Below are 21,894 nucleotides of genomic sequence, written 5' to 3'. Positions count from 1 at the left end.
GTAAACTCGTGGATAAAGTAGCAAAACTTTTGGATTGAGAGCTAAAATTCGTGGATAAACAGGCAAAACTTCTGGATAAACAGCTTAAACTTTTGGATTGCATGAAGCTAATACCCCGCCCGGTATCTAAGTTGGTCAGTTTCGGAACCGAAACTGTACCTTAATTCTTTTTCAGAACTCAAAAACCCCTTCGACTTCTCCAAAACAAAGTCAAAGGGGCTTTATACGAATACATCACGTTCAGTTTGAGAAGGTTGAACATTGGATGGATCGTTTATATTTGGTTCTTTTCTAAAAGATTGTTTCTGTTTGGATAAATCTCTTATTGTCTTCCTATGCAAGTTGATTGAAGCATAAGGTTGCCGACCCCTATGGGACGAGCGGTCAGTCCGAAGTGTGGAAGTGGCTCGTTCAGCCCCGACAAGCAAAAGATGAATGGGCTAGGAAGGCGTAGTTTGCCTTCTTGACTGTTCAACTTTTGACCTCGAGGGGCTAGCCACTGCAACTAGACTGGTGGAGACTCCTAAGGGCGCGAAGCAGCAGGAGGCTCACCGTTCGCCCCATGGAAAGCGAGCAACCTGGAGCTGAAATCAACTACTTCTGGATAGCTACATCGCATACGAAAACAGCCTTCTATTTTAGTTTCTTCCAAAAATCGGCCGAGCACATGAGACCCTACGTAACCATACTTGGTCGCCATTTTCACTAGTCATCGCGTTCGTTTCTGCTGCCTCTTCCATTTCAACCACTTCATCACCAAAAGGGTTCTGAAATTTCCCAACAGGAGAGATCACAGGTTTCTTTCTCTTTTTAATCAAGCTTTTCACCTCCTCAAGCTAAGGAAGTGTCCTAAGAAATATAGCTCTTTAAACGAGCTATATACTATTAAATGCTCGTCCGTCAGTAGTTGTATGTGTTATTATCACTTAATATGTAAAAAAGGCGGATTACCTGGGGTTTGCAATAAAATGTGAGAACTGGTGAATGATAAGAAAAATAAGGGGTGTACTAGATGAGCTTCCATGGACAAAAAGTTTTACCGGCAGCGAGAAAGATGAAGGATTTTGAGAAGCTGCTAAACAGCAAATACACATATATTGTATGTTTGGATACGCATATCAGCCAGTTGAAATTTATGATCGCTATGGCGAACGAACGTAAAAAGAAGGTTTTGGTTCATCTTGATCTGATTAACGGGCTTAAAGCAAATGAGTATGCTGTCGACTTTTTAGCACAAGAAATGAAGCCGGCGGGAATCATTTCTACGCGATCTAACTGCATCATTCGTGCAAAGAAGAAGAACATGATCGCTGTTCAGCGGTTATTTTTATTAGATTCATTAGCACTTGAAACGAGTTATAAAGTCATTGAACGTGCTCAGCCAGACTATTTAGAGGTTTTGCCAGGCATCATGCCGGAAATAATAAGAGAAGTGAGTAAGCAAGCGGGTATTCCGGTAATTGCTGGTGGATTGATTCGTACAACAGTAAATGTGATGGAAGCACTTGAAGCAGGTGCAGAGGCTGTGACGACTTCAAACCCTGAATTGTGGATTTAATGTTCTTATGAAATAACGTTTGACAACGTTTTCATCCTTGTTATAATAGAGACAAGTTCATAAACGTGACGGAGAACATGGAGATCCACAAGAGTTACTTATAGCAAAACTATAGGTATCTTTTGCTGGGTCTTTTTTTTGATGACATCCGTTCACACACTTGCACTTATAATTGATAGCGATTGCATAAAGGAGGAAAATACATGTCTACATTTATGGCAGAACTAATAGGAACAATGATTCTAATCATATTTGGCGGGGGCGTTGTTGCAAACGTTTCCTTGAATAAATCAAAAGCCCAAGGTGGCGGATGGATTGTTGTCGCACTTGCTTGGGGACTAGCCGTAGCGATGGCGGTATATGCAGTTGGAAGCTTTAGCGGTGCACATCTTAACCCGGCCGTTACGCTTGGTCTCGCTTCAATCGGTGAATTTGCATGGGCTGATGTACCAGCTTATATCCTTGCACAGATGATCGGTGGTATTTTAGGAGGAATGGTCGTTTACTTCCACTTCCTTCCGCACTGGAAAGCAACATATGATCCAGCGGTAAAATTAGGAGTTTTCTCAACGGACCCTGCAATTCCACATACGTTTTCGAATCTTTTATCAGAATTCATTGGAACTGCCGTTTTACTAGTAGGATTATTGTCAATCGGAGCGAATAAATTTTCAGATGGGTTAAATCCACTGATCGTCGGATTCTTAATCGTAGCCATCGGATTATCACTTGGTGGACCAACAGGATATGCGATCAACCCGGCTCGTGACCTCGGTCCAAGAATCGCGCATTTCATCTTACCGATTCCAGGCAAAGGCGGATCTAACTGGACATACTCATGGATTCCAGTTGTAGGGCCAGTGCTTGGCGGAGTTTTCGGAGCATTGTTCTACCAAGCTGTTTTCACAGGGAAAGTGACAACGTTATTCTGGATTTGGACAGTGGTAACACTAGCAATCTTCGCTATAACGTTCTTCTTAGGAAGTAAAGGCACACATGCACTGCCTCATGGAGATCAAATAGAAAACTAAAACAAGAACATACCATTTTGGGAGGGTTTACGTATGGAAAAGAAATATATCATTGCACTCGATCAAGGGACGACAAGCTCAAGAGCGATCCTTTTTAACAAAGCTGGAGAAGTCGTTGAGATCTCACAAAAGGAATTTAAGCAGCACTTCCCGAAGCCAGGCTGGGTAGAGCATGATGCACAAGAAATCTGGGGAACGATCTTAGCTGTTGTGGCTGAAGTATTATCAAAAACAGATACTGATCCAGGCGAAATCGCTTCGATCGGAATTACGAATCAGCGTGAAACAACGGTCGTTTGGGACAAGAACACGGGAAAACCGGTGCACAATGCGATCGTATGGCAGTCTCGTCAGACCGCTGAGATCTGTGATGAGCTGAAAAACCAAGGCTTAAACGATAAATTCCGCGACAAAACAGGATTGTTGATCGACGCTTATTTCTCAGGAACAAAAGTAAAATGGATCCTTGATAACGTTGAAGGTGCTCGTGAAAAAGCAGAAAATGGTGACCTGTTATTCGGTACGATCGATACGTGGCTGGTTTGGAAGCTAACAGGTGGAATAGCGCATGTAACGGATTATTCCAACGCTTCACGTACACTCATGTACAATATATACGATCTGAAATGGGATGACGAGCTTCTTGAGATCTTAGGCGTTCCGAAAACAATGCTTCCAGAAGTGAAATCGTCATCAGAAGTTTACGGTGAAACGATCGACTATCACTTCTTTGGTAAAAATATTCCGATCGCAGGTATCGCGGGTGATCAGCAGGCAGCACTTTTCGGACAAGCTTGTTTTGAAAAAGGAATGGCAAAGAACACGTATGGTACAGGCTGTTTCATGCTTATGAACACAGGAGAAAAAGCAGTTAAGTCAGAGCATGGCCTACTAACGACCATCGCTTGGGGTGTGGACGGGAAAGTTGAGTACGCACTTGAAGGAAGTATCTTTGTTGCAGGGTCAGCGATTCAATGGCTGCGTGACGGACTTCGTATGTTAAAAGATGCGGCTGACAGTGAAGATTATGCAGAGCGCGTTGCATCAACAGATGGCGTGTATGTTGTGCCAGCATTCGTAGGTCTCGGTACACCTTACTGGGATTCAGAAGCACGCGGTGCGATCTTCGGACTGACACGTGGTACAGAAAAAGAACACTTCATTCGTGCGACACTAGAGTCACTCGCTTATCAAACAGCGGATGTGTTAACAGCGATGGAAGCAGACTCAGGTATCGAGTTGAAGAAACTTCGTGTAGATGGCGGAGCAGTTAAGAACAATTTCTTGATGCAGTTCCAAAGTGATATCTTAAACGTTCCGGTTGAGCGTCCAGAGATTAACGAAACGACTGCACTTGGTGCTGCATACCTTGCAGGTCTTGCAGTAGGTTTCTGGGGCGACCGTCAAGAAATCGCAGATAAGTGGAAAGTGGACAAAGACTTTGACGTAAACATGAAAGAAGAAGAGCGCAAAGTGCTTTATGATGGCTGGAAAAAAGCTGTTGAAGCAACGATTGCATACAAACCTAAAGCATAACCCTTTTAAAATCTTGAAAACTGCGTTATACTAAACCCAAGTTGATATTGAACCGGTTGGAGATCAGGAGAGACCACAAAACCTCGTACAAACGTTGCGGGGTTCTTGTGGTCTTTTTTGCGTGCATATGTGCCAATACACAGAAATGTAGAAAAATGTGTGTTGGGTTCGTTGATTCCGGGAAAACTACCCGTATTATATACGTCCAACGGTTCTGTACAGAAGGAGTGAAAAGAAAATGACAGCATCATTTTCAACATATAAAAGAGAAGAAATCATCACAGGTATGAAACAAGAAAAGCTTGATCTCCTTGTAATCGGAGGAGGCGTAACTGGAGCAGGAATTTTATTAGATGCCCAAACGCGTGGTATGAAAGTAGGTCTTGTAGAGATGCAGGACTTTGCTGCTGGAACATCCAGTCGTTCTACAAAACTTGTCCACGGGGGACTTCGTTATTTAAAACAGTTCGAAGTAAAACTTGTTGCAGAGGTCGGTAAAGAACGTGCGATCGTATACGAGAATGCTCCACACGTAACAACACCAGAATGGATGCTGCTACCGTTTTATAAAGGCGGTACATTCGGAAAGTTTTCTACTTCTATCGGTCTAAAAGTGTACGATTTCTTAGCAGGCGTAAAACGTAAAGAACGCAGAAAAATGTTTTCAGCAGAAGAAACACTACGCCGTGAGCCTCTTTTGAAAAAAGATAATCTACTTGGCGGCGGATATTACGTTGAATATAAAACAGATGACGCTCGTCTGACGCTTGAGATCATGAAAGAAGCGGTAGCACGGGGAGCATCGGCCGTTAACTACGCGAAAGTTACAAGCTTTATCTATAACGGAAAAAGAGCGGTCGGTGTAAAAGTAGAAGACCAGCTTACTGGTGAAGTGCATGAGATCTACGCGAAAAAGATCGTGAACGCAACAGGCCCATGGGTAGATGAGCTTCGCGAAGAAGACCGTTCAAAAACAGGAAAAGAGATTCACCATACAAAAGGAATCCACCTTGTAATTGACGGTTCTAAATTCCCGTTAAAACAAGCGGTCTATTATGACACAGAAGATGGCCGTATGGTGTTCGCGATTCCTCGTGCAGGTAAAACGTATATTGGTACGACAGATACAGATTACAAGGGAGACCTTGCAAACCCTGGAATGACAGAAGAAGATCTTCAATATGTATTAAACACGATCCACTTCATGTTCCCAGACGTGAAGATTACGCGCGACGATGTTGAATCTTCATGGTCAGGTCTGCGTCCGTTGATTCACGAACCGAAGAAAGGACCTTCAGAAATTTCTCGTAAAGATGAAGTATTCCACTCTCCATCAGGATTACTAACAATCGCGGGTGGTAAGCTGACAGGTTACCGTAAAATGGCTGAAAAAGTCGTGGATATCGTTCGTGATCAGCTAGGTGAGGAAGAAGGTGCAAAATTCCCTGGATGCCGTACGCAACACATGGAATTATCAGGCGGTAAGATGGGCGGAAGCCAAAACTTCGCAGACTTCCTTCGTACAAAAGTCCAGGAAGGCTTAGCACTAGGTCTGGATGAAGCGAAAGCTCGCGAACTTGTTCAGCGCTATGGTACGAACATCGACATCGTATACGGTTATATGAAAGAACGCGGTGAAGAAGCGAAGAGCTACAACTTGCCAGAAAGCTTGTATGCATCACTGCTCTATGCATTAGAGTATGAGATGACATCCACACCATCAGACTTCTTGATCCGCCGTACGTCTGCATTATACTTCGACATTGATACGGTATATGAGTGGAAAGAAAGTGTGATCAACTGCATGGCAGACAAATTAGGCTGGAACGCAGAGCAAAAACGCGAGCATGCAGAAGATTTCGAAGAGCAATTACGATTGTCTGTTGAGGCGATCTAATAAAAAATTGAGAGTTATGGCAGAGAGGCATTCCGCTTTTAGTAAGAGCGGGGTGCTTTTTTGATGTGTGAGGAGGGGTATATGAGGGGTTATTTATGTCTGCGGGATGTCGAGGTTTGTCGACTCGTGGATAATTAGCCAAAACTTTTGGATTCATGCTTAAAACTCGTGGATTACACTCTGATTTTTGTGGATTAAATGCTTGAATTTTTTGATTGATTCTCAAAAATACCTAACAGGGTATACATACGAAATAGTTTCGTCCACCGAAACTGCACCTATTTTAGGCAAAACAAAAGGATGATCCCACAACACGACGGGAGCATCCTTAATTTTTGATAAATGTTGAACGAGATAAATATTCTGAAGGGTATTTTTGAAGCAAATATTGCAGAAAAAGATCAATTTCATACGGCGTTTCATCATAATACTCTTCATCTGACTCTCTCAACGTGTTCAGAAGCGAAAAGAAGTGCTCTTTGTCCACTTCTTCTGCCGATTTTTTAAAATAACCCCAAACATGTTCTAGCGTGTTGCATAAAGCACGTCGCTCAAAAGGTTTTTTCTTCATCTCAGCAATCAACATCGTCACTTTTTCATAATCAGCATTAGTTTGTGCATCTCTCATGAGCCCTTGAACCTCTTTGTAAAGGTTATATCCCTTAGCCATCACCGTGTATTTTTCACTTGCCCACAATTGTTCGGTCTCTTTTTTCAAAGTAGATCACATCCTTTAATAACGACATTCTATTAAAGATAGATGTATAGAGCAAGTGCGATGATCGAAACGAGGATCACCACTGCATAGATGAGTGTAAGGCGCACGAGGTTCTGACGAGTTGAACTTCCGTATTTTTCGTCCTGTGTTTTAGAAATCATGATCGTACCGACTAATCCAGCAATCGAGATTACGACGATCAAAAAGTAAGCAATCCACCATATATCCATTACGAATCTCCCCTTTATACCTATCATACTGCTAACAGTCGATCGTCACATCCAAAAAATTTACAGGATTATGAACATTTCTATAGAAAAATAAGAAGGAGACATTTATATAGTGAAAAACCCATATGTGAAGAAGCACATCGACACAAAATATGGAATTTGCTATAATTAAAGCGGTTACATAATTTATAAAATTCTGAAGATTAGGAGGTAGTCAGAATGGATTTTTATCATCTGTATCAAAACAATTACCTCATTGTGGCTGTATTTTTATTTTTAGGGGTCCTACTGCCGGTGGTCGCATTGACTGCAGGCCGTTTGTTGCGCCCTTATAAACCATCAGCAGAAAAATACACCACCTACGAAAGCGGAATTGAGCCTTTTCATCAAAGCTGGGTTCAGTATAATGTCCGTTATTATTTATTTGCGCTCATGTTTGTTATTTTTGATGTTGAAACCGTATTTTTATACCCCTGGGCCGTGGCCTATGAAGAGCTAGGCGTGTTCGCTCTCATTGAGATGGGGATTTTTGTTGTTCTTTTAACGTTAGGTCTTGTATACGCTTGGAAAAAGAAGGTGCTTAAATGGACATAAAGTGGGAGCTTACGGCAGAGGAACGCGCTGAACTAGACCGCAACGTATTCATGGTAACACTCGAACAAGTGAAAGCCTGGGCCAGAAGTAATTCGCTATGGCCGTTAACCTTTGGACTCGCATGCTGTGCGATTGAAATGATGGGCACAGGATCGTCTCATTACGATCTCGACCGTTTCGGAAGTATATTCCGTACGTCACCTCGTCAATCTGACGTAATGATCGTTTCTGGAACCGTAACGAAAAAGATGGCGCCCGTATTAAAACGATTATACGAACAGATGCCAGAGCCGAAGTGGGTTATCGCGATGGGATCATGCGCCACAGCCGGAGGTCCTTACATCAAATCGTATGCCGTCGTAAAAGGCGTAGATCAAATCGTACCCGTGGATGTATACATACCAGGATGTCCACCTAACCCTGCTGCACTTATTTATGGCATCAACAAGCTTCAGGAGAAAATCCGTTATGAAGCGAAGACAGGCAAGAAGGTGATGAGCGAATGACAGATAAGCAAAATGATTCCAATGAATTATCGATAGAAGAACAAAAAAAGAAAGCTGCTGCAGAAGCAAAGGCGAAAGCGCTCGAGCTTGCAAAACAACGCCAGGCTGAAAAAGCGAAAACGGCAGATGTGTCGGAACCGAACGCTGCTGAACCAGAGTTAACAAAAGAAGAGCTGAAAAAGAAAGCTGCTGCAGAAGCAAAGGCGAAAGCCCTTGAACTCGCTAAACAGCGCCAGGCTGAAAAAGTGAAAGCGACAGAAGGAACCGATTCGACAGCAGCCGAACCTGAGCTCACAAAAGAAGAGCTGAAGAAAAAAGCTGCTGCAGAAGCGAAAGCAAAAGCGCTCGAACTCGCAAAACAACGACAGGCTGAAAAAGTGAAAGCGGCAGATGTGTCGGAACCGACCGCAGCTGAACCTGAGTTAACAAAAGAAGAGCTGAAGAAAAAAGCGGCCGCAGAAGCAAAGGCAAAAGCGCTCGAACTCGCAAAACAGCGCCAGGCTGAAAAGGCGAAAACTGCGGAAGCTCCACAAGGTGATGAGCCAGCGGATGATCTTGCGAAACAAAAAGCACTCGCCGCCGCGAAAGCGAAAGCAGCCGCAGCAGCAAAAGCCAAGGCAGCAGCTGCCGCTAAAGCAAAACTAGCGAGAGAGGGTGGAGGCGACACATCCACTGAACCCGCTTCAGACGACGAAAAAGCAAAAGCAGCAGCAAAAGCAAAGGCTGTTGCTGCCGCGAAGGCAAAAGCCGCCGCTGCTGCTAAAGCAAAAGCGTCTCGTGAAGCAGGATCAGATGCAGCAGCTGAACCAGCAGGTGACGACGAAAAAGCGAAAGCGATCGCCGCTGCAAAGGCGAAAGCAGCTGCAGCCGCAAAAGCACGAGCAGCCGCCAACGCTAAAGGTGCCACAACAGAACCTGTTGCAGAAGAAAAGCCATCACCAAATCAACCTATCCTCGATACCTACACAAAAGTCATCAAAGAACATCTAGGAGAAGATGTACTCGAAGATTCCTATATTAACAGACTGTCAAAAGATGTCCCTACCTTAGTTGCAAAACCTGATTCTTATTATAAAATCGCGGAGTTTTTAAAATATAACGACCAGCTTCGTTTTGATTATTTATCTGAAATGCACGGCACCGATTTTGAAACGCATTTTGAAGTCTATAACCACCTGTATTCGTACAATCACCGCCAGTCCGTTGCATTAAAAGTAAAGATAGACAGAACGAGCGCTACTACCCATTCCATTACCCCGTTATGGGAGGGAGCAAACTGGCCAGAGCGTGAAACGTATGATCTTTTAGGCATCCATTTTGAAGGTCATCCGAACTTAACGCGCATCATGCTTCCGGACGATTGGGTAGGGCATCCGCTAAGAAAAGATTACGAACCACATGACGTGGAGGTGTAGAGACATTGATCAGAACAGAAGAGATGCTCCTCAACGTTGGGCCTCAGCATCCTAGCACACACGGCGTTTTTCGAATCGTACTGAAAATTGACGGAGAAACGATCATCGAAGCCACGCCAGTGATCGGCTATCTTCACCGAGGCACCGAGAAATTAGCAGAAAACCTTCAGTACACGCAGATTATTCCATACACAGACCGCATGGATTATTTAGCGGCCATGACGAACAACTATGTGATCTGCCACGCGGTGGAAACGATGATGAGTCTAGAGATACCAGAACGAGCGGAATATTTGCGCGTCATCGTGATGGAGCTCGGCCGCATCGCAAGCCATCTCGTTTGGTTCGGTACATATTTATTAGATATCGGGGCGATGAGTCCATTCCTATACGCGTTTCGCGAAAGAGAAGCCATCATCAATATGCTGAACGAGATCTGCGGCGCTCGGCTGACGTTCAACTACATGCGTGTTGGCGGTGTGAAGTGGGACGCACCAGATGGCTGGATCGAGAAGGTCCGAGATTTTGTTCCGTACATGAGAGAAGAGCTTGCAGGCTATCACGATCTTGTGACAGGCAACGAGATCTTCTTGAACCGTGTAAAAGGAATCGGCTACTACACGAAAGAAGAAGCGCTGAACTTTTCATTAAGCGGTGCAAACTTAAGATGCACAGGTACGAACTGGGATCTTAGAAAAGATGAGCCGTATTCGATCTATGACCGTTTTAATTTTGATGTACCGGTCTTTCATACGGGCGATGCATGGGCGCGCTATCAGTGCCGCATGCAAGAGATCGAAGAATCACTCAAGATTGTAGAACAAGCGGTGGAACAATTTCCAGAAGAAGGACCGGTCATGGCAAAAGTGCCAAGAATCATCAAGCCGCCAAAGGGTGAAGCTTTCGTCCGCATTGAGTCGCCTCGCGGAGAGATCGGCTGCTACATCGCTTCAGAAGGAAAAAAAGAACCGTACCGCTTGAAGTTTCGCAGACCATCATTCTATAACCTTCAGATTCTGCCAAAACTTTTAGTCGGTGAAAACATCTCCAACTTGATTACCATCTTAGGCGGGATTGATATCGTTCTCGGGGAGGTTGATGGCTGATGGAGGAGCTTTTATACGCACAGCCCGGCTGGACGCATGTTGCGATCTTCTTTGCGCTCGGCGCTGCATTACTCGTTACGGTTCTAGGGTTTGTAACCTACGCGATTCTAGCCGAACGAAAAGTGCTCGGGTTCATGCAGATGCGTACAGGACCGAACCGGGTTGGAGGAAGATTCGGCCTCCTTCAAACGGTAGCCGACGTCTTTAAGCTATTAATAAAAGAAGACACCATACCGAAATTAGCTGATCGTCCGTTGTTCATATTGGCACCGGTCATCGCATTTGCTCCAGCGTTCATGGTGCTCGCGACGATTCCGTTCTCAGAAAACATGCAGTTCGCAGACCTTGGCGTTGGTCTTCTGTATTACGTAGCCGTTTCAGGAATCTCAACGATCGGCATCTTAATGGGTGGCTGGGCATCAAACAATAAGTACTCGTTACTCGGCGGCATGCGTGCTGCAGCACAGATGATTTCATACGAGATTCCGCTTGTTATCTCTGTGATCGGAGTGATTCTGTTCGCGGGCAGTCTGAACTTAAATGATATCGTAAGAGGCCAAGAGAACATTGCTTACATCTTCTTAACCCCGATCGGATTTTTCGTATTCTTGATCTCCTCGATCGCTGAGTTGAACCGTACGCCGTTCGACTTGCCAGAGGCAGAGTCAGAGCTAGTGGCTGGTTATCACGTCGAATACTCTGGGTTTCGCTGGGCGTTCTTTATGCTCACAGAATATGTGTATCTATTTGCGATGGCATCCTTAACAACCGTTCTTTTCTTAGGAGGCTGGAACCCGATTCCGTTCTTAGATTTTATCCCAGGGATGTTGTGGTTCGGCGTCAAATTCAGCATCGTCGTGTTTTTCATGATCTGGATCCGCGGAACACTTCCACGACTCCGCGCCGATCAACTCATGGGTTTCGCCTGGAAGGTCCTACTACCGCTAGCACTGTTAAACATCTTCGTCAGTGCAGCAGTTAAGGAATTGTTTTTATAAAAGAGAATAGGGCAGCACTGCTAATAATTGTGGGAGTTGGTTTCCGTTACAGGTGTTCGCTTTCCGCGGGGCAGACGGTGAGCCACATTCGAATGTTTCACATTTAAGTGTCTCACCTGCCCACCTGTCCCGCAGGAGTCTCACACCTTTCACTACAACCAACCGTTCAAAGAAGTCGAAAAGTGATTGAACAGCAAGAAATTTCAAGAAAAACAATCATATAGAATGACCTAACCCACCGCTTTGACTCTCTAAGGTCAGGCAAATAAATATTTAGAAACATTGCAAACACTTCCTCGAATAGTTGATTGAAGCGTAAGGTGCGAGACTCCTGGGGGATCAGCGGGACAGGTGAGACTCTTAATAGTGCAAGGCACTAAGAGGCTCACCGCACGCCCCCCGGAAAGCGAGCAACCTGGAGCGGAAATCAAACTTTCATAAACGACAAAGCAATGCTAAAAAATGCTCTAACAATTGAAAGACCAACGCATAAGGAGCGTGATCTCAGGATGAAAGGTCTTGTAAAAGGTTTAAGCTATACCGTCAAAAACCTAACAAAACAAAACGTCACCACAAGCTATCCAGACGTGCCGATTCAGATGCCTGACCGTTTCCGCGGCATCCAAAAGTTTTATCCCGAAAAATGCATCGTCTGTAACCAATGCGCACAGATCTGCCCAACCGACTGCATCCAGTTAACGGGTAAGCCGCACCCAGATCCTGCGAAAAAAGGGAAGATCATCGACACGTACGATATTAACTTTGAAATCTGTATACTATGCGACCTGTGTACAGAAGTCTGTCCGACTGAAGCGATCGTCATGACAAATCAGTTCGAGCTTGCTGAATACAGCCGTGATGAACTTTTCAAAAACCTCGAGTGGCTCGATGAGAACGATGAGAATATCAGAAAGGAGAACAAAGCATGACCGGTGAAATGATCGCGTTTTTCTTTCTCGCCTTAACAGCCATTGCCGGCGGCGTTCTTCTTATCAACCTATCAAATGTCGTTCATATGGTTGTTGCTCTTATTTTTACGTTCATTGCCATTGCAGGAATCTACATCACACTATCAGCAGAGTTCGTTGCCGTCGTGCAGGTGCTGATCTACTCAGGAGCTATCACGATCATCATGTTGTTTGGAATCATGCTCACGCGTCATCAGGAAAAAGAAAAACGTGCACCACGGTTAAAAGTTATCTTAACCGGGCTTGCGATCGGACTCTTCTTTCTGATCATGTACGGCAAGATCAAAGACCTTGATTTTGGTCAGCAGAACGCAGAGCTTCACATCGATAATACAAAAAAGATCGGAATCGAGCTGTATTCGCATTATGTGATTCCGTTCGAGTTAACTTCTGTCTTGCTGCTTGTTGCCTTGATCGGTTCTATCATTCTCGCAAAGCGGGATGACGATGAAAAGGAGGCGAAAAAATGAGCTCAGTTCCTTTAGCAGCTTACTTGACGCTTGCTTTGATCCTGTTCTGCATCGGTTTGTTTGGAGCATTGACAAAACGTAATGCGGTCATCGTATTGATTTCGATCGAATTGATGCTGAATGCTGTAAATATCAACCTCGTGGCATTTGCCAAATACTCTATAAATCCTGGTTTAACAGGTCAGATCTTTTCGCTGTTTACGATTACGGTTGCTGCGGCAGAAGCGGCAGTCGGACTTGCGATTCTCATAGCACTATACCGCAACAGACAGACGGTTAACGTGGATGAGATGGATACGATGAAGCGATAAGGAAGGAGATGGACGATTATGTTGCAGAATAGTTGGCTTATACCGTTGTTCCCGCTTTTATCCTTCGTTGTATTGCTGATTTTTAGAAAATCAAAAAGTGAGGGCACTGCATGGATCGGTGTGCTTCTAACCGGATTATCGCTCATTCTATCCATTGGGGTTTGGATCGCAGTGTGGCAAGGGGACGGAATTAAGGTTGAAGGCACTTGGTTTGAGATTGGTGAGCGGGCTATCACGATGGGATATGAAGTCAATCCGCTTAATGCTCTTATGCTAGTGATCGTTTCACTCGTCAGCTTTCTTGTACATCTTTACTCAAAAGGATACATGCATGGCGATGAACGGTTTCCTGTGTTCTTTGCGTATTTAGGATTGTTTTCGTTTGCGATGCTTGGACTCGTTCTGTCTCCGAATCTATTACAGCTCTATATGTTTTGGGAGCTTGTTGGACTTGGTTCGTTCTTATTGATCGGATTCTACTATTTTAAACCAGAAGCAAAAGCCGCTGCAAAAAAGGCATTTGTGATGACCCGAATCGGGGACGTTGGTCTTTTTATCGGAATGGTTTTGCTATTTTGGCAGGTTGGTAGTTTTGAATATGACGAAATTTTTGCTTCTGTACGAAATGGTGATATATCTTCTGGCATGCTCACGCTCACCGCACTATGTATCTTTGTAGGAGCGATTGGAAAATCAGGTCAGCTGCCTCTTCATACATGGCTTCCGGATGCGATGGAAGGTCCGACGCCTGTATCAGCGCTAATTCATGCGGCAACGATGGTCGCAGCTGGGGTGTACTTAGTCGCTGCGATGTATCCGCTCTTCCAAGCTTCAGAAACGGCATTAACGGTCGTTGCTGTAGTAGGGGGAGTCACAGCAATCTTTGCGGCTTCAATCGGACTGATGCAAAAAGACATCAAACGTGTCTTGGCATACTCTACGGTCAGTCAGCTAGGGTACATGATGCTCGCCCTTGGTGCTTCCGGTTATGTGGCAGGGATCTTTCACTTAACAACGCACGCATTCTTTAAAGCATTATTGTTCTTAGCTGCAGGAAGCGTGATTCATGCTGTACATACACAAAACATTGAAGAGATGGGCGGACTTTGGAAAAAGCTTCGGCTGACAGGACCTCTCTTTTTAATCGGAGCTCTAGCCATTTCGGGAGTTCCGCTTCTATCTGGTTTCTTTTCTAAAGACGAAATTTTAGCCAGTACGTATGCAGATGGCCGTTACGGATTGTTCTGGCTGGCAGTGGTTGCAGCCTTTATGACGGCGTTTTATATGTTCCGTCTATTTTTCCTTGTGTTTACCGGGAAACCGCGCGGAGATCAGAGAGGCGTACACGAGTCACCAATTGTTATGACGCTTCCGATGATTGTTTTAGGTGTTCTAGCAATCGTGGCAGGTTACCTGAATACAACGTGGTTCGGTACGTTTTTATCAGATTACTTAGCAGGAGGTCCGGTTGAACTAGCGCATGGAGATCATCACGGTCCAAGCTGGATTCCAATTGTTGCAACAGCCGCATCGCTTTTAGGAATCGGTCTAGCTTATCTGATCTACCAAAAAGGTACACTTTCCCGTGATTGGATTACACGGTCATTGCCAGGGCTCAGCAACGTGATCTACAACAAATGGTACGTTGATGAAGGGTACGACGCGACTTTCGTTAAAGGAACGAAGGGGTTGAGCAAACTTGGCGTCCTGTTTGATAAATATATCGTGGGCGGACTCGTGGCAGCAGTTGTGAGTGGCGTTCAAGGTTTAAGTAAGGCAGGCTCGCGTCTTCAAAACGGGCAGGTTCAAACATATGGGACGTTCGCCATTTTTGGCATCGTGATTCTATTGCTGATCGTCGCATTAACAGGGGGGTACTTCACATGAACACATGGCTTCTATCGATATTAATTCTTTCCCCATTGTTAGGCGTTTTGGTTCTCCTATTTACTCCGTCTCAAGATGAGAAGTCGATCAAATGGATCGGGATATTAGGTACATTATTTCCGCTAGGTACCGCACTCGTTACGTTGTCTGCTTTCAATAAATCGAGCGAAGGTCTTCAGCTTGCTGAAAAGTTTCAGTGGGTTTCGTATGAAGTCTTTCAGTCGAATGGTGATGTGAGCTATCCAATCTTCTATGAAGTCGGTGTTAACGGTTTATCGATGGTGCTCATTTTATTAACAACTGTAGTGAGTGTCCTTGCTGCCATTGCATCCTTTTCGATCAAAAAAGATTGGAAAAGTTACTTCATATTGTTCTTTTTGCTTGAGATGGGCATGATTGGCGTATTCGCCTCACAAAACCTATTTTTGTTCTTTATTTTCTTTGAGATCACGCTCATTCCGATGTTCTTCCTCATCGGACGCTGGGGTTACCTTGAAAAAGAAAAAGCAGCGTACAGTTTTCTGATCTATAACGGCGTGGGTTCAGCCATTCTTCTGATCGCGTTCGTTGCGATGTTCATGAAGACGGGAACGATGAATTTTGAGCAGTTAGCTTATACATTCTCGCTTCCGCAATCTGAACTGAGTGATATGAACATCACGAAGGATTTTAAGATGGGAATGCTGATCGCGCTTCTTCTCGCGTTTGCCGTGAAGCTGCCGGTCGCACCGCTTCACTCTTGGATGGTGAAGGTTCACGTTCAGGCACCACCACCGATCGTTATGCTTCACTCGGGGATTCTTTTGAAAATTGGAGCGTACGGCTTAATCGTTTTTGGGGCAGGGCTGTTTCCAGATCAGTTTGAGTCACTCGCTTTTATCATCGGATTGTTCGGTGTGATCAACCTGCTTTACGGAGCTTTCTTAGCACTCACACAGCGTGATATGAAACGCGTCTTAGCGTATTCATCTGTTTCGCATATGGGAATCGTTCTGATAGGGCTCGCCGCATTAAACGAAGCGGGTATGACGGGTGCCGTGTTCCAAGTCGTTTCACACGGATTGATCTCGGCGCTATTGTTCTTCTTAGTAGGTGTTCTTTACGAACGGGGAGGTTCATCACAGCTAAAAGACTTTGGTGGAGTCGCGAAAAGGATGCCGATCTTTGCAGGTGTTCTGCTCGCAGGGGGACTCGCATCATTGGGTCTACCGGGAATGTCTGGTTTTATCAGCGAGTTCATGGCGTTTTTAGGATTGTTTGAGACGATGCCCGTTTTAGCGGCTATAGGAACGTTAGGGCTGATTTTAACAGCGGTCTACGTGCTGCGAGCGGTGTTGGCGATTACGTTTGGTACTGAAAAAGAACTATCAAACGCACATGATCTTTCATCAACAGAACGAATTCCGGCGTTTATCTTGCTTGCAGCGATTTTGTTTATCGGCATCTATCCTGCATGGTTAAGTGATATGCTCCGTCCAACATTAGATAGCATTCTGCTAGGGTTAGGGGGCTAAATCATGGATCTAGATACTTTATTATCGTTTAGATGGAGTGTTATGCTTCCTGAATTTATCATCTTAGGGGTTGCGACCCTTTTATCTGTTATCGACCTTTTTATGAAAAAAGAATCGAGCCGGAAGCCTCTGGCCTGGCTTGCTGGAGCAGGTATTCTAGCTGCCCTCATCACCATATTTATGCAGCTCGATATTGAAGTAACTTCTATTCTGTATGATACGTACAGACTTGATTCGTTCTCAAAAGCGTTCAAGATTCTGCTTTTGTTAGGAACGTTATTAGTAATCGTTCTTTCTTCTAATTATAAAAAAGAAGATCTGGAGGAAAACCGGGGAGAATTTTATTACTTGCTCCTCGCAGCTCTATTAGGAGCCATGATGATGGCGTCGAGCGCTGACTTGATCACATTGTTTGTGGGCCTTGAACTTCTCTCTCTTTCTTCTTATGTAATGGCAGGACTCGAGAGGCGCAATAAACGAAGCAATGAATCAGCGTTTAAGTATATCGTGTCTGGCGGGATTGCGACAGCTATCACCCTTTTTGGAATGAGCTACATTTTCGGGCTTACCGGAGAGACGAACCTGTTCAAGATCGCAGAGAACATGGGGAACCTTGAACTGTTAGAGCACAGCTTTCTCATCGTCTTCGCGTTCATCATCACGTTTGCAGGACTAACGTTCAAGATCGCGGCCGCTCCGCTTCACATGTGGGCACCAGACGTATATGAAGGTGCGCCTGTTCCGGTTACCGCATTCTTGAGTGTCGTGTCAAAAACAGCAGGCTTTGTAATCTTGCTGCGTGTGATCATCATCTGTTTCATTGCGGCTCCAGGGATCGATAAGGAACCGATTCTGCTGCAAGTGCAGCCGTATTTAATGGTATTAGCGGCAGCAACCATGATCATCGGTAACGTAACAGCACTTCGACAACGAAATATAAAAAGGATGTTTGCGTATTCGTCTATCGCACAAGCGGGTTACATTTTAGTACCGTTCGTGTCAAATTCGTCATTAATATTCGAACTGATCTGGTTCTATCTGCTGGCGTACTTATTTATGAATATTGGCGCGTTTACCGTCATCCAATTGTTAACGAGTCAAGAAGGTTCAAATGATATCGGCGTTTTTCGCGGGTTATTCCGTCGATCACCGTGGCTAGCTGTTCCGATGACATTCTTTATTCTCTCTCTTGCCGGGATACCCATCACAGCAGGATTTATCGGTAAGTTTGGAATCTTCATGGGAGCGCTTGGACTTGAACAACCACAATATTGGCTGGCTGCTGTAATGATGGCAACCACGCTCGTGTCGTACGTGTATTACTTTAACATCATTGCGATCATGTTTTTCCGTGACAGTGAAGGAACGAAGGTTTCAATCCCAGGTGGGATGGCTGCCGTACTCGCCTTTTGTGCAGCATCAGTATTAATTCTAGGGGTCATGCCAGATCTCGCACTCGATTTCTTTTACGGAAACTTTGATGTGAATGAATTCTTCATGCAGATTGAAACCGAAGTTCATACGCATGATCATTGATTGTTGAGCTCAGATGAAAGTCCATCAACCTTCTCCTTAGTTGGAGGTTGGTGGGCTTTTTTGTTTCTCTTAAAAGGGGTATCTGCTAATCAATCGTTGTCGATTTTTGAAGATTCGCTGATATATGCTTAAAACTCGCGGAATTATATCAAAAACTCACCGGATTAATACATATAAAGGTTGTTCGCTCTTAAATCATTTTATTTACTAGGTGAGACACTTAAGAGTGAAACGTATGAATGTGGCTCACCGCCTGCCCCGCGGAAAGCGAGCATCTGAAACGGAAATCAACAACTTTCTTAAACAGTAACCCCCACCCCAAAAAAATCCCAAAAAATGAGCAGAAACTACCGTAACTTTCTAGGTTTTGTTTCGTCTAATCATAGTGAAACGACTATCTATCGAGATTGACATTTATTAGTCGTTACAAATTTTTGAACATATCAAAAGAAAAGGCTTTCATAACACCTTACTAGGGAAAAAGTATCTATCTAAATTGTTGGGAAAGACGTATGCTTAAGATGTCGAAATATGTAATGAGGAGGTCAGACTTTTAAATGATTCCAATCGGACAACAAGCTTTGTTACATATCATCGTACATCTATTGTTTCTCGTGATCTCTTGGTGGGCATTGCAGGCCGTTCACTTTGATAAATGGATCAAAAAAGGTAAGGTCATGCAAGCTAGAATGTTATACATACTTCTAGTGATCAGCTTAGCAAGCATAACGAGCGATTTTTTTCTAAAGTATCTACAGTATTCCACGAATCTTAGTCAGCTATTTGGATGATTTCACAACTTTTACAGAAGTAATGGATTTGTCGGAATATGACTACAACTTCCACGGATATCCTCTGTTTCATTGGCAACAATGAGAAATAGAGAGGATGTGCTGGGGAATGAAAAAATGGACGATGACGATTACAGCGATTTTGCTATTGGTTATGATTACTTCTGGATATGCAAAAACAGACGAAAAAATAAATGAAGTTACACATATAATAGACGTTCTAAAGAAGAGCGGAGCAACGCCTGACAAATGGACTATGTATTTTCGCGGTCAAACAGGTTTTGCATCTAAAGGACTAGGGTATGTAAAACAAGCAGAAGAGCTTAAACGTAATTATCCTGAATTTAACTGGGCGGTAACCGAAGATGAAGCCGGACATTATAAAATAACCGGACTATTTGAACGTAATGATATCGGGGTTAGAGAGAAAATCACCGTCATTACATACCCCCAAAAAGAACAATCTGCATCGTATTTTATTTATGCGGTTGAAGGACTTGTAAATGCAAATCAAAATTGGAAAGAAATCCAGAACTTGATCGATAGCCGGGTTGAACAATCAATTGGAGGAAATCCCAAAATTTTCTCTTGTGTTACCGGTACATACGGTGATAAAATGGTGGTTGATTTGTATTCGCAAGCAAATGAATTGGTACGCGCCTTTTCTGGTGATCCCGTTGAGGAACTAAAAGAAGAGACGTTTGTGTCGCTTTCTGCATATACTGAGCAGTGGGAACAAGCGATTTATACCGGTCATCAACATAAAATGAATCTTCAGGTAGCTTTGCGATCTGAAGGATTGGGCAGCGGAACAACTGTCACAATTGGCACACCAATAATTACGTCTGAATATTAATATACAAATTGGACGCGGAGGGGAATATCGTTGGAAAAAATCATTGTCCGTGGTGGTAGGCGGTTAGAAGGCTCTGTTCGAGTTGAAGGAGCTAAGAATGCCGTACTTCCTGTCATCGCAGCATCCATTTTAGCAAGTAAGGGCAAGAGCACGATCAAAGACGTGCCTAGTCTAGCTGATGTGTTTACGATTAACGAAGTATTACGTTATTTAAATATTGATGTAGCATTTGAAAACGGTGAAATTTCTGTTGATGCTACAAACGAATTGAAAACTGAAGCACCATTTGAGTATGTCCGCAAAATGAGAGCATCATTCCTAGTAATGGGACCATTGCTTGCTCGTGTTGGATTGTCTCGTATCGCACTTCCAGGAGGATGCGCAATTGGATCACGTCCGATCGATCAGCATCTAAAAGGATTTGAAGCGATGGGTGCAACAGTAAAGATCGGAAATGGATTTATCGAAGCAAAAATTGATGGCCGCTTGCAAGGTGCAAAGATTTATTTAGACTTCCCAAGTGTAGGAGCTACTGAGAACATCATGATGGCTGCAACACTTGCTGAAGGAACGACTATCATCGAAAACGCTGCAAAAGAACCTGAAATCGTATGTCTGGCTAACTACCTGAACGCGATGGGTGCTACAGTTATCGGTGCAGGAACAGGTACGATTCGCATTGTCGGAGCTGAAGAACTTGTTGGTGCTGAGCATACAGTAGTTCCAGACCGTATTGAAGCGGGTACGTATATGGTAGCTGCAGCTATTACACAAGGTGACGTTTTAGTTGAAAATGCAATCGCAGAACACCTACGTCCTTTAATCGCAAAAATGGAAGAGATGGGTGTACAGATTCAAGAAGAAGGAAACGGACTTCGTGTTCGCGGACCTCGTGAATTAAAACCTGTTGATATTAAAACAATGCCTCACCCAGGATTCCCGACTGATCTTCAGTCGCAAATGATGGCGCTATTGCTTCGTGCAAACGGAACAAGCGTAATCACGGAAACTGTATTCGAAAACCGTTTCATGCACGTGGAAGAATTCCGCCGCATGAATGGTGATATTAAAATTGAAGGCCGTTCATCTGTAATCAACGGACCTGTAAATCTGCAAGGTGCTGAGGTTGCCTCAACTGACCTTCGCGCAGGTGCTGCTTTGGTACTTGCTGGGCTTGTCGCTGATGGTTACACGCGTGTAACTGAACTGAAGCACATCGACCGCGGATACGTTGATTTCACTGGAAAACTGGCTGCATTAGGTGCTGACATCGAGCGTGTAAACGAAGATGTGAAAACAACACCTGCCAAAGAGCAATCATTAAAAAGTAATTTAGCATAATTTTCATTAGAGCGAACCCTTTCTCATGTTGAGAAAGGGTTTTTCTGTTTTTATATGAGTTTTTACGGTACGTGTTTTTATATTTGTTACACGTTCACCGGTAAAGAGGTGATGAGCAGCTGGAAAGTAAGAAGTTCCACTGAAAAGAGCCGCTTACCACCTAAGATTGATGATTTACCACCTGAAAATGATGGATTTTCACCGACATCCAAGATTTTAGAGGCAATATCTGTTTAATTCAAAGCGTATTCGGGAAATCTAAACTGTATACTTATACTTTTTTATTTTATTGAAGGGATGTCGAACTCATGCTTTGGACCATTATCGGAATATTAGTCGTACTTTGGTTATTAGGTGTTATTTTTAAAGTAGCTGGCGGTATCATTCATATTTTACTCGTTATCGCTTTGATCGTTTTCGTTTTAAATTTTATTAAAGGTCGAAAATCGAAATAGCTGTAAAAGCTGGCTTCCGTAGCCAGCTTTTTTTATTTTTCAGGACGCAAAAACAGTTCCTAATTCCTGTTTTTATGAAAAAATAATGTATAATAGTACGATTTAATCAAAATTGTAAGAATAGTTTGAAAATAATTTAAATGGTGCTATTATAAATCCACTGGCTTTAAATTCAT

The 21,894-nt window shown here is 43.8% G+C and carries 22 protein-coding genes; 19 read left to right on the top strand and 3 right to left on the bottom strand.

Translation table 11 applies throughout. From position 1 onward, the window contains the following. Positions 1–638: 638 nt before the first annotated feature. A complete protein-coding gene (locus ACNJYY_RS20555; protein ID WP_416729943.1) occupies positions 639–818 on the bottom strand; it encodes a hypothetical protein in 180 nt (59 codons plus the stop codon). 194 nt (positions 819–1,012) lie between these two features. Here ACNJYY_RS20555 and ACNJYY_RS20550 point away from each other — a divergent pair, with 194 nt between their 5' ends. The 4 genes from ACNJYY_RS20550 to ACNJYY_RS20535 all read left to right on the top strand — a co-directional run bounded on the left by ACNJYY_RS20550 (position 1,013) and on the right by ACNJYY_RS20535 (position 6,022). Further along, positions 1,013–1,558, top strand: coding sequence for a glycerol-3-phosphate responsive antiterminator (locus ACNJYY_RS20550; protein ID WP_416729942.1), 546 nt, complete (start codon positions 1,013–1,015; stop codon positions 1,556–1,558). A 203-nt stretch (positions 1,559–1,761) separates the two neighbouring features. After that, on the top strand, positions 1,762–2,589 hold the full coding sequence (locus ACNJYY_RS20545) for an MIP/aquaporin family protein (RefSeq protein WP_416729941.1): 828 nt from the start codon (positions 1,762–1,764) through the stop codon (positions 2,587–2,589). A 33-nt stretch (positions 2,590–2,622) separates the two neighbouring features. After that, the gene (gene glpK, locus ACNJYY_RS20540; RefSeq protein WP_416729940.1) at positions 2,623–4,125 is read left to right on the top strand and encodes a glycerol kinase GlpK; all 1,503 of its coding nucleotides are present in this window, start codon (positions 2,623–2,625) and stop codon (positions 4,123–4,125) included. Between the two features lie 238 nt (positions 4,126–4,363). Next, complete coding sequence (locus ACNJYY_RS20535; RefSeq protein WP_416729939.1) at positions 4,364–6,022, top strand: glycerol-3-phosphate dehydrogenase/oxidase; 1,659 nt, start codon at positions 4,364–4,366, stop codon at positions 6,020–6,022. 328 nt (positions 6,023–6,350) lie between these two features. Here the strand turns inward: ACNJYY_RS20535 and ACNJYY_RS20530 are convergent, their stop codons facing one another. Continuing rightward, positions 6,351–6,740 carry a DUF1722 domain-containing protein gene (locus ACNJYY_RS20530; RefSeq protein WP_416729938.1) on the bottom strand — a complete coding sequence of 130 codons (390 nt, stop codon included), beginning with the start codon at positions 6,738–6,740 and terminating at the stop codon, positions 6,351–6,353. A 32-nt stretch (positions 6,741–6,772) separates the two neighbouring features. Further along, on the bottom strand, positions 6,773–6,970 hold the full coding sequence (locus tag ACNJYY_RS20525) for a hypothetical protein (RefSeq protein WP_066398908.1): 198 nt from the start codon (positions 6,968–6,970) through the stop codon (positions 6,773–6,775). Positions 6,971–7,189: 219 nt separating this feature from the next. Here ACNJYY_RS20525 and ACNJYY_RS20520 point away from each other — a divergent pair, with 219 nt between their 5' ends. The 15 genes from ACNJYY_RS20520 to ACNJYY_RS20450 all read left to right on the top strand — a co-directional run bounded on the left by ACNJYY_RS20520 (position 7,190) and on the right by ACNJYY_RS20450 (position 21,718). Beyond that, complete coding sequence (locus ACNJYY_RS20520) at positions 7,190–7,564, top strand: NADH-quinone oxidoreductase subunit A (RefSeq protein WP_066398906.1); 375 nt, start codon at positions 7,190–7,192, stop codon at positions 7,562–7,564. Continuing rightward, the gene (locus ACNJYY_RS20515; protein WP_137791106.1) at positions 7,555–8,070 is read left to right on the top strand and encodes a NuoB/complex I 20 kDa subunit family protein; all 516 of its coding nucleotides are present in this window, start codon (positions 7,555–7,557) and stop codon (positions 8,068–8,070) included. Before ACNJYY_RS20520 ends, ACNJYY_RS20515 begins: the two co-directional genes overlap by 10 nt. Continuing rightward, a complete protein-coding gene (locus tag ACNJYY_RS20510) occupies positions 8,067–9,485 on the top strand; it encodes an NADH-quinone oxidoreductase subunit C (RefSeq protein ID WP_416729937.1) in 1,419 nt (472 codons plus the stop codon). Before ACNJYY_RS20515 ends, ACNJYY_RS20510 begins: the two co-directional genes overlap by 4 nt. 5 nt (positions 9,486–9,490) lie before the next feature. Then, on the top strand, positions 9,491–10,591 hold the full coding sequence (locus tag ACNJYY_RS20505; protein ID WP_416729936.1) for an NADH-quinone oxidoreductase subunit D: 1,101 nt from the start codon (positions 9,491–9,493) through the stop codon (positions 10,589–10,591). Further along, a complete protein-coding gene (gene nuoH / locus ACNJYY_RS20500) occupies positions 10,588–11,589 on the top strand; it encodes an NADH-quinone oxidoreductase subunit NuoH (protein ID WP_197129877.1) in 1,002 nt (333 codons plus the stop codon). The genes ACNJYY_RS20505 and nuoH overlap by 4 nt, the downstream gene beginning before the upstream one ends. A gap of 509 nt (positions 11,590–12,098) precedes the next feature. Continuing rightward, on the top strand, positions 12,099–12,518 hold the full coding sequence (nuoI, locus tag ACNJYY_RS20495; protein ID WP_416729935.1) for an NADH-quinone oxidoreductase subunit NuoI: 420 nt from the start codon (positions 12,099–12,101) through the stop codon (positions 12,516–12,518). Continuing rightward, positions 12,515–13,027 (top strand): NADH-quinone oxidoreductase subunit J, encoded by a 513-nt coding sequence (locus ACNJYY_RS20490; protein ID WP_066398893.1) that lies wholly within the window; start codon positions 12,515–12,517, stop codon positions 13,025–13,027. Before nuoI ends, ACNJYY_RS20490 begins: the two co-directional genes overlap by 4 nt. Further along, positions 13,024–13,338: an NADH-quinone oxidoreductase subunit NuoK gene (gene nuoK / locus ACNJYY_RS20485; RefSeq protein WP_066398890.1), complete on the top strand. Its 315-nt coding sequence runs from the start codon at positions 13,024–13,026 to the stop codon at positions 13,336–13,338. The genes ACNJYY_RS20490 and nuoK overlap by 4 nt, the downstream gene beginning before the upstream one ends. A gap of 18 nt (positions 13,339–13,356) precedes the next feature. Beyond that, a complete protein-coding gene (gene nuoL, locus ACNJYY_RS20480; protein WP_416729934.1) occupies positions 13,357–15,225 on the top strand; it encodes an NADH-quinone oxidoreductase subunit L in 1,869 nt (622 codons plus the stop codon). Further along, positions 15,222–16,739 carry a complex I subunit 4 family protein gene (locus ACNJYY_RS20475; protein WP_416729933.1) on the top strand — a complete coding sequence of 506 codons (1,518 nt, stop codon included), beginning with the start codon at positions 15,222–15,224 and terminating at the stop codon, positions 16,737–16,739. The genes nuoL and ACNJYY_RS20475 overlap by 4 nt, the downstream gene beginning before the upstream one ends. A 3-nt stretch (positions 16,740–16,742) precedes the next feature. Beyond that, positions 16,743–18,275 (top strand): NADH-quinone oxidoreductase subunit NuoN, encoded by a 1,533-nt coding sequence (gene nuoN / locus ACNJYY_RS20470; RefSeq protein WP_416729932.1) that lies wholly within the window; start codon positions 16,743–16,745, stop codon positions 18,273–18,275. A gap of 557 nt (positions 18,276–18,832) precedes the next feature. After that, positions 18,833–19,066, top strand: coding sequence for a DUF1146 family protein (locus ACNJYY_RS20465; RefSeq protein ID WP_416729931.1), 234 nt, complete (start codon positions 18,833–18,835; stop codon positions 19,064–19,066). Between the two features lie 109 nt (positions 19,067–19,175). After that, positions 19,176–19,922, top strand: coding sequence for a YwmB family TATA-box binding protein (locus ACNJYY_RS20460; protein WP_416729930.1), 747 nt, complete (start codon positions 19,176–19,178; stop codon positions 19,920–19,922). Positions 19,923–19,952: 30 nt separating this feature from the next. Then, a complete protein-coding gene (gene murA / locus ACNJYY_RS20455) occupies positions 19,953–21,263 on the top strand; it encodes a UDP-N-acetylglucosamine 1-carboxyvinyltransferase (RefSeq protein ID WP_416729929.1) in 1,311 nt (436 codons plus the stop codon). A 308-nt stretch (positions 21,264–21,571) separates the two neighbouring features. Continuing rightward, the gene (locus ACNJYY_RS20450) at positions 21,572–21,718 is read left to right on the top strand and encodes a lmo0937 family membrane protein (protein ID WP_137791095.1); all 147 of its coding nucleotides are present in this window, start codon (positions 21,572–21,574) and stop codon (positions 21,716–21,718) included. The last annotated feature ends 176 nt before the right edge of the window (positions 21,719–21,894 follow it).

This window comes from Fictibacillus tiangongensis (genome assembly GCF_048083785.1).
Classification (GTDB): Bacteria; Bacillota; Bacilli; order Bacillales; family Fictibacillaceae; genus Fictibacillus.
The sequence above is the reverse complement of the archived record's forward strand: the minus strand, read 5'-3'. Positions and strand labels throughout refer to the sequence as shown.

Bases quoted from the DNA above. Each gene is read 5' to 3' on its own strand.
- ACNJYY_RS20550 (WP_416729942.1), top strand. From the start codon at position 1,013: ATGAGCTTCCATGGACAAAAAGTTTTACCGGCAGCGAGAAAGATGAAG.
- ACNJYY_RS20545 (WP_416729941.1), top strand. From the start codon at position 1,762: ATGTCTACATTTATGGCAGAACTAATAGGAACAATGATTCTAATCATA.
- glpK (WP_416729940.1), top strand. From the start codon at position 2,623: ATGGAAAAGAAATATATCATTGCACTCGATCAAGGGACGACAAGCTCA.
- ACNJYY_RS20535 (WP_416729939.1), top strand. From the start codon at position 4,364: ATGACAGCATCATTTTCAACATATAAAAGAGAAGAAATCATCACAGGT.
- ACNJYY_RS20525 (WP_066398908.1), bottom strand. From the start codon at position 6,970: ATGGATATATGGTGGATTGCTTACTTTTTGATCGTCGTAATCTCGATT.
- ACNJYY_RS20520 (WP_066398906.1), top strand. From the start codon at position 7,190: ATGGATTTTTATCATCTGTATCAAAACAATTACCTCATTGTGGCTGTA.
- ACNJYY_RS20515 (WP_137791106.1), top strand. From the start codon at position 7,555: ATGGACATAAAGTGGGAGCTTACGGCAGAGGAACGCGCTGAACTAGAC.
- ACNJYY_RS20510 (WP_416729937.1), top strand. From the start codon at position 8,067: ATGACAGATAAGCAAAATGATTCCAATGAATTATCGATAGAAGAACAA.
- nuoI (WP_416729935.1), top strand. From the start codon at position 12,099: ATGAAAGGTCTTGTAAAAGGTTTAAGCTATACCGTCAAAAACCTAACA.
- ACNJYY_RS20490 (WP_066398893.1), top strand. From the start codon at position 12,515: ATGACCGGTGAAATGATCGCGTTTTTCTTTCTCGCCTTAACAGCCATT.
- nuoK (WP_066398890.1), top strand. From the start codon at position 13,024: ATGAGCTCAGTTCCTTTAGCAGCTTACTTGACGCTTGCTTTGATCCTG.
- nuoL (WP_416729934.1), top strand. From the start codon at position 13,357: ATGTTGCAGAATAGTTGGCTTATACCGTTGTTCCCGCTTTTATCCTTC.
- ACNJYY_RS20475 (WP_416729933.1), top strand. From the start codon at position 15,222: ATGAACACATGGCTTCTATCGATATTAATTCTTTCCCCATTGTTAGGC.
- nuoN (WP_416729932.1), top strand. From the start codon at position 16,743: ATGGATCTAGATACTTTATTATCGTTTAGATGGAGTGTTATGCTTCCT.
- ACNJYY_RS20465 (WP_416729931.1), top strand. From the start codon at position 18,833: ATGATTCCAATCGGACAACAAGCTTTGTTACATATCATCGTACATCTA.
- ACNJYY_RS20460 (WP_416729930.1), top strand. From the start codon at position 19,176: ATGAAAAAATGGACGATGACGATTACAGCGATTTTGCTATTGGTTATG.
- ACNJYY_RS20450 (WP_137791095.1), top strand. From the start codon at position 21,572: ATGCTTTGGACCATTATCGGAATATTAGTCGTACTTTGGTTATTAGGT.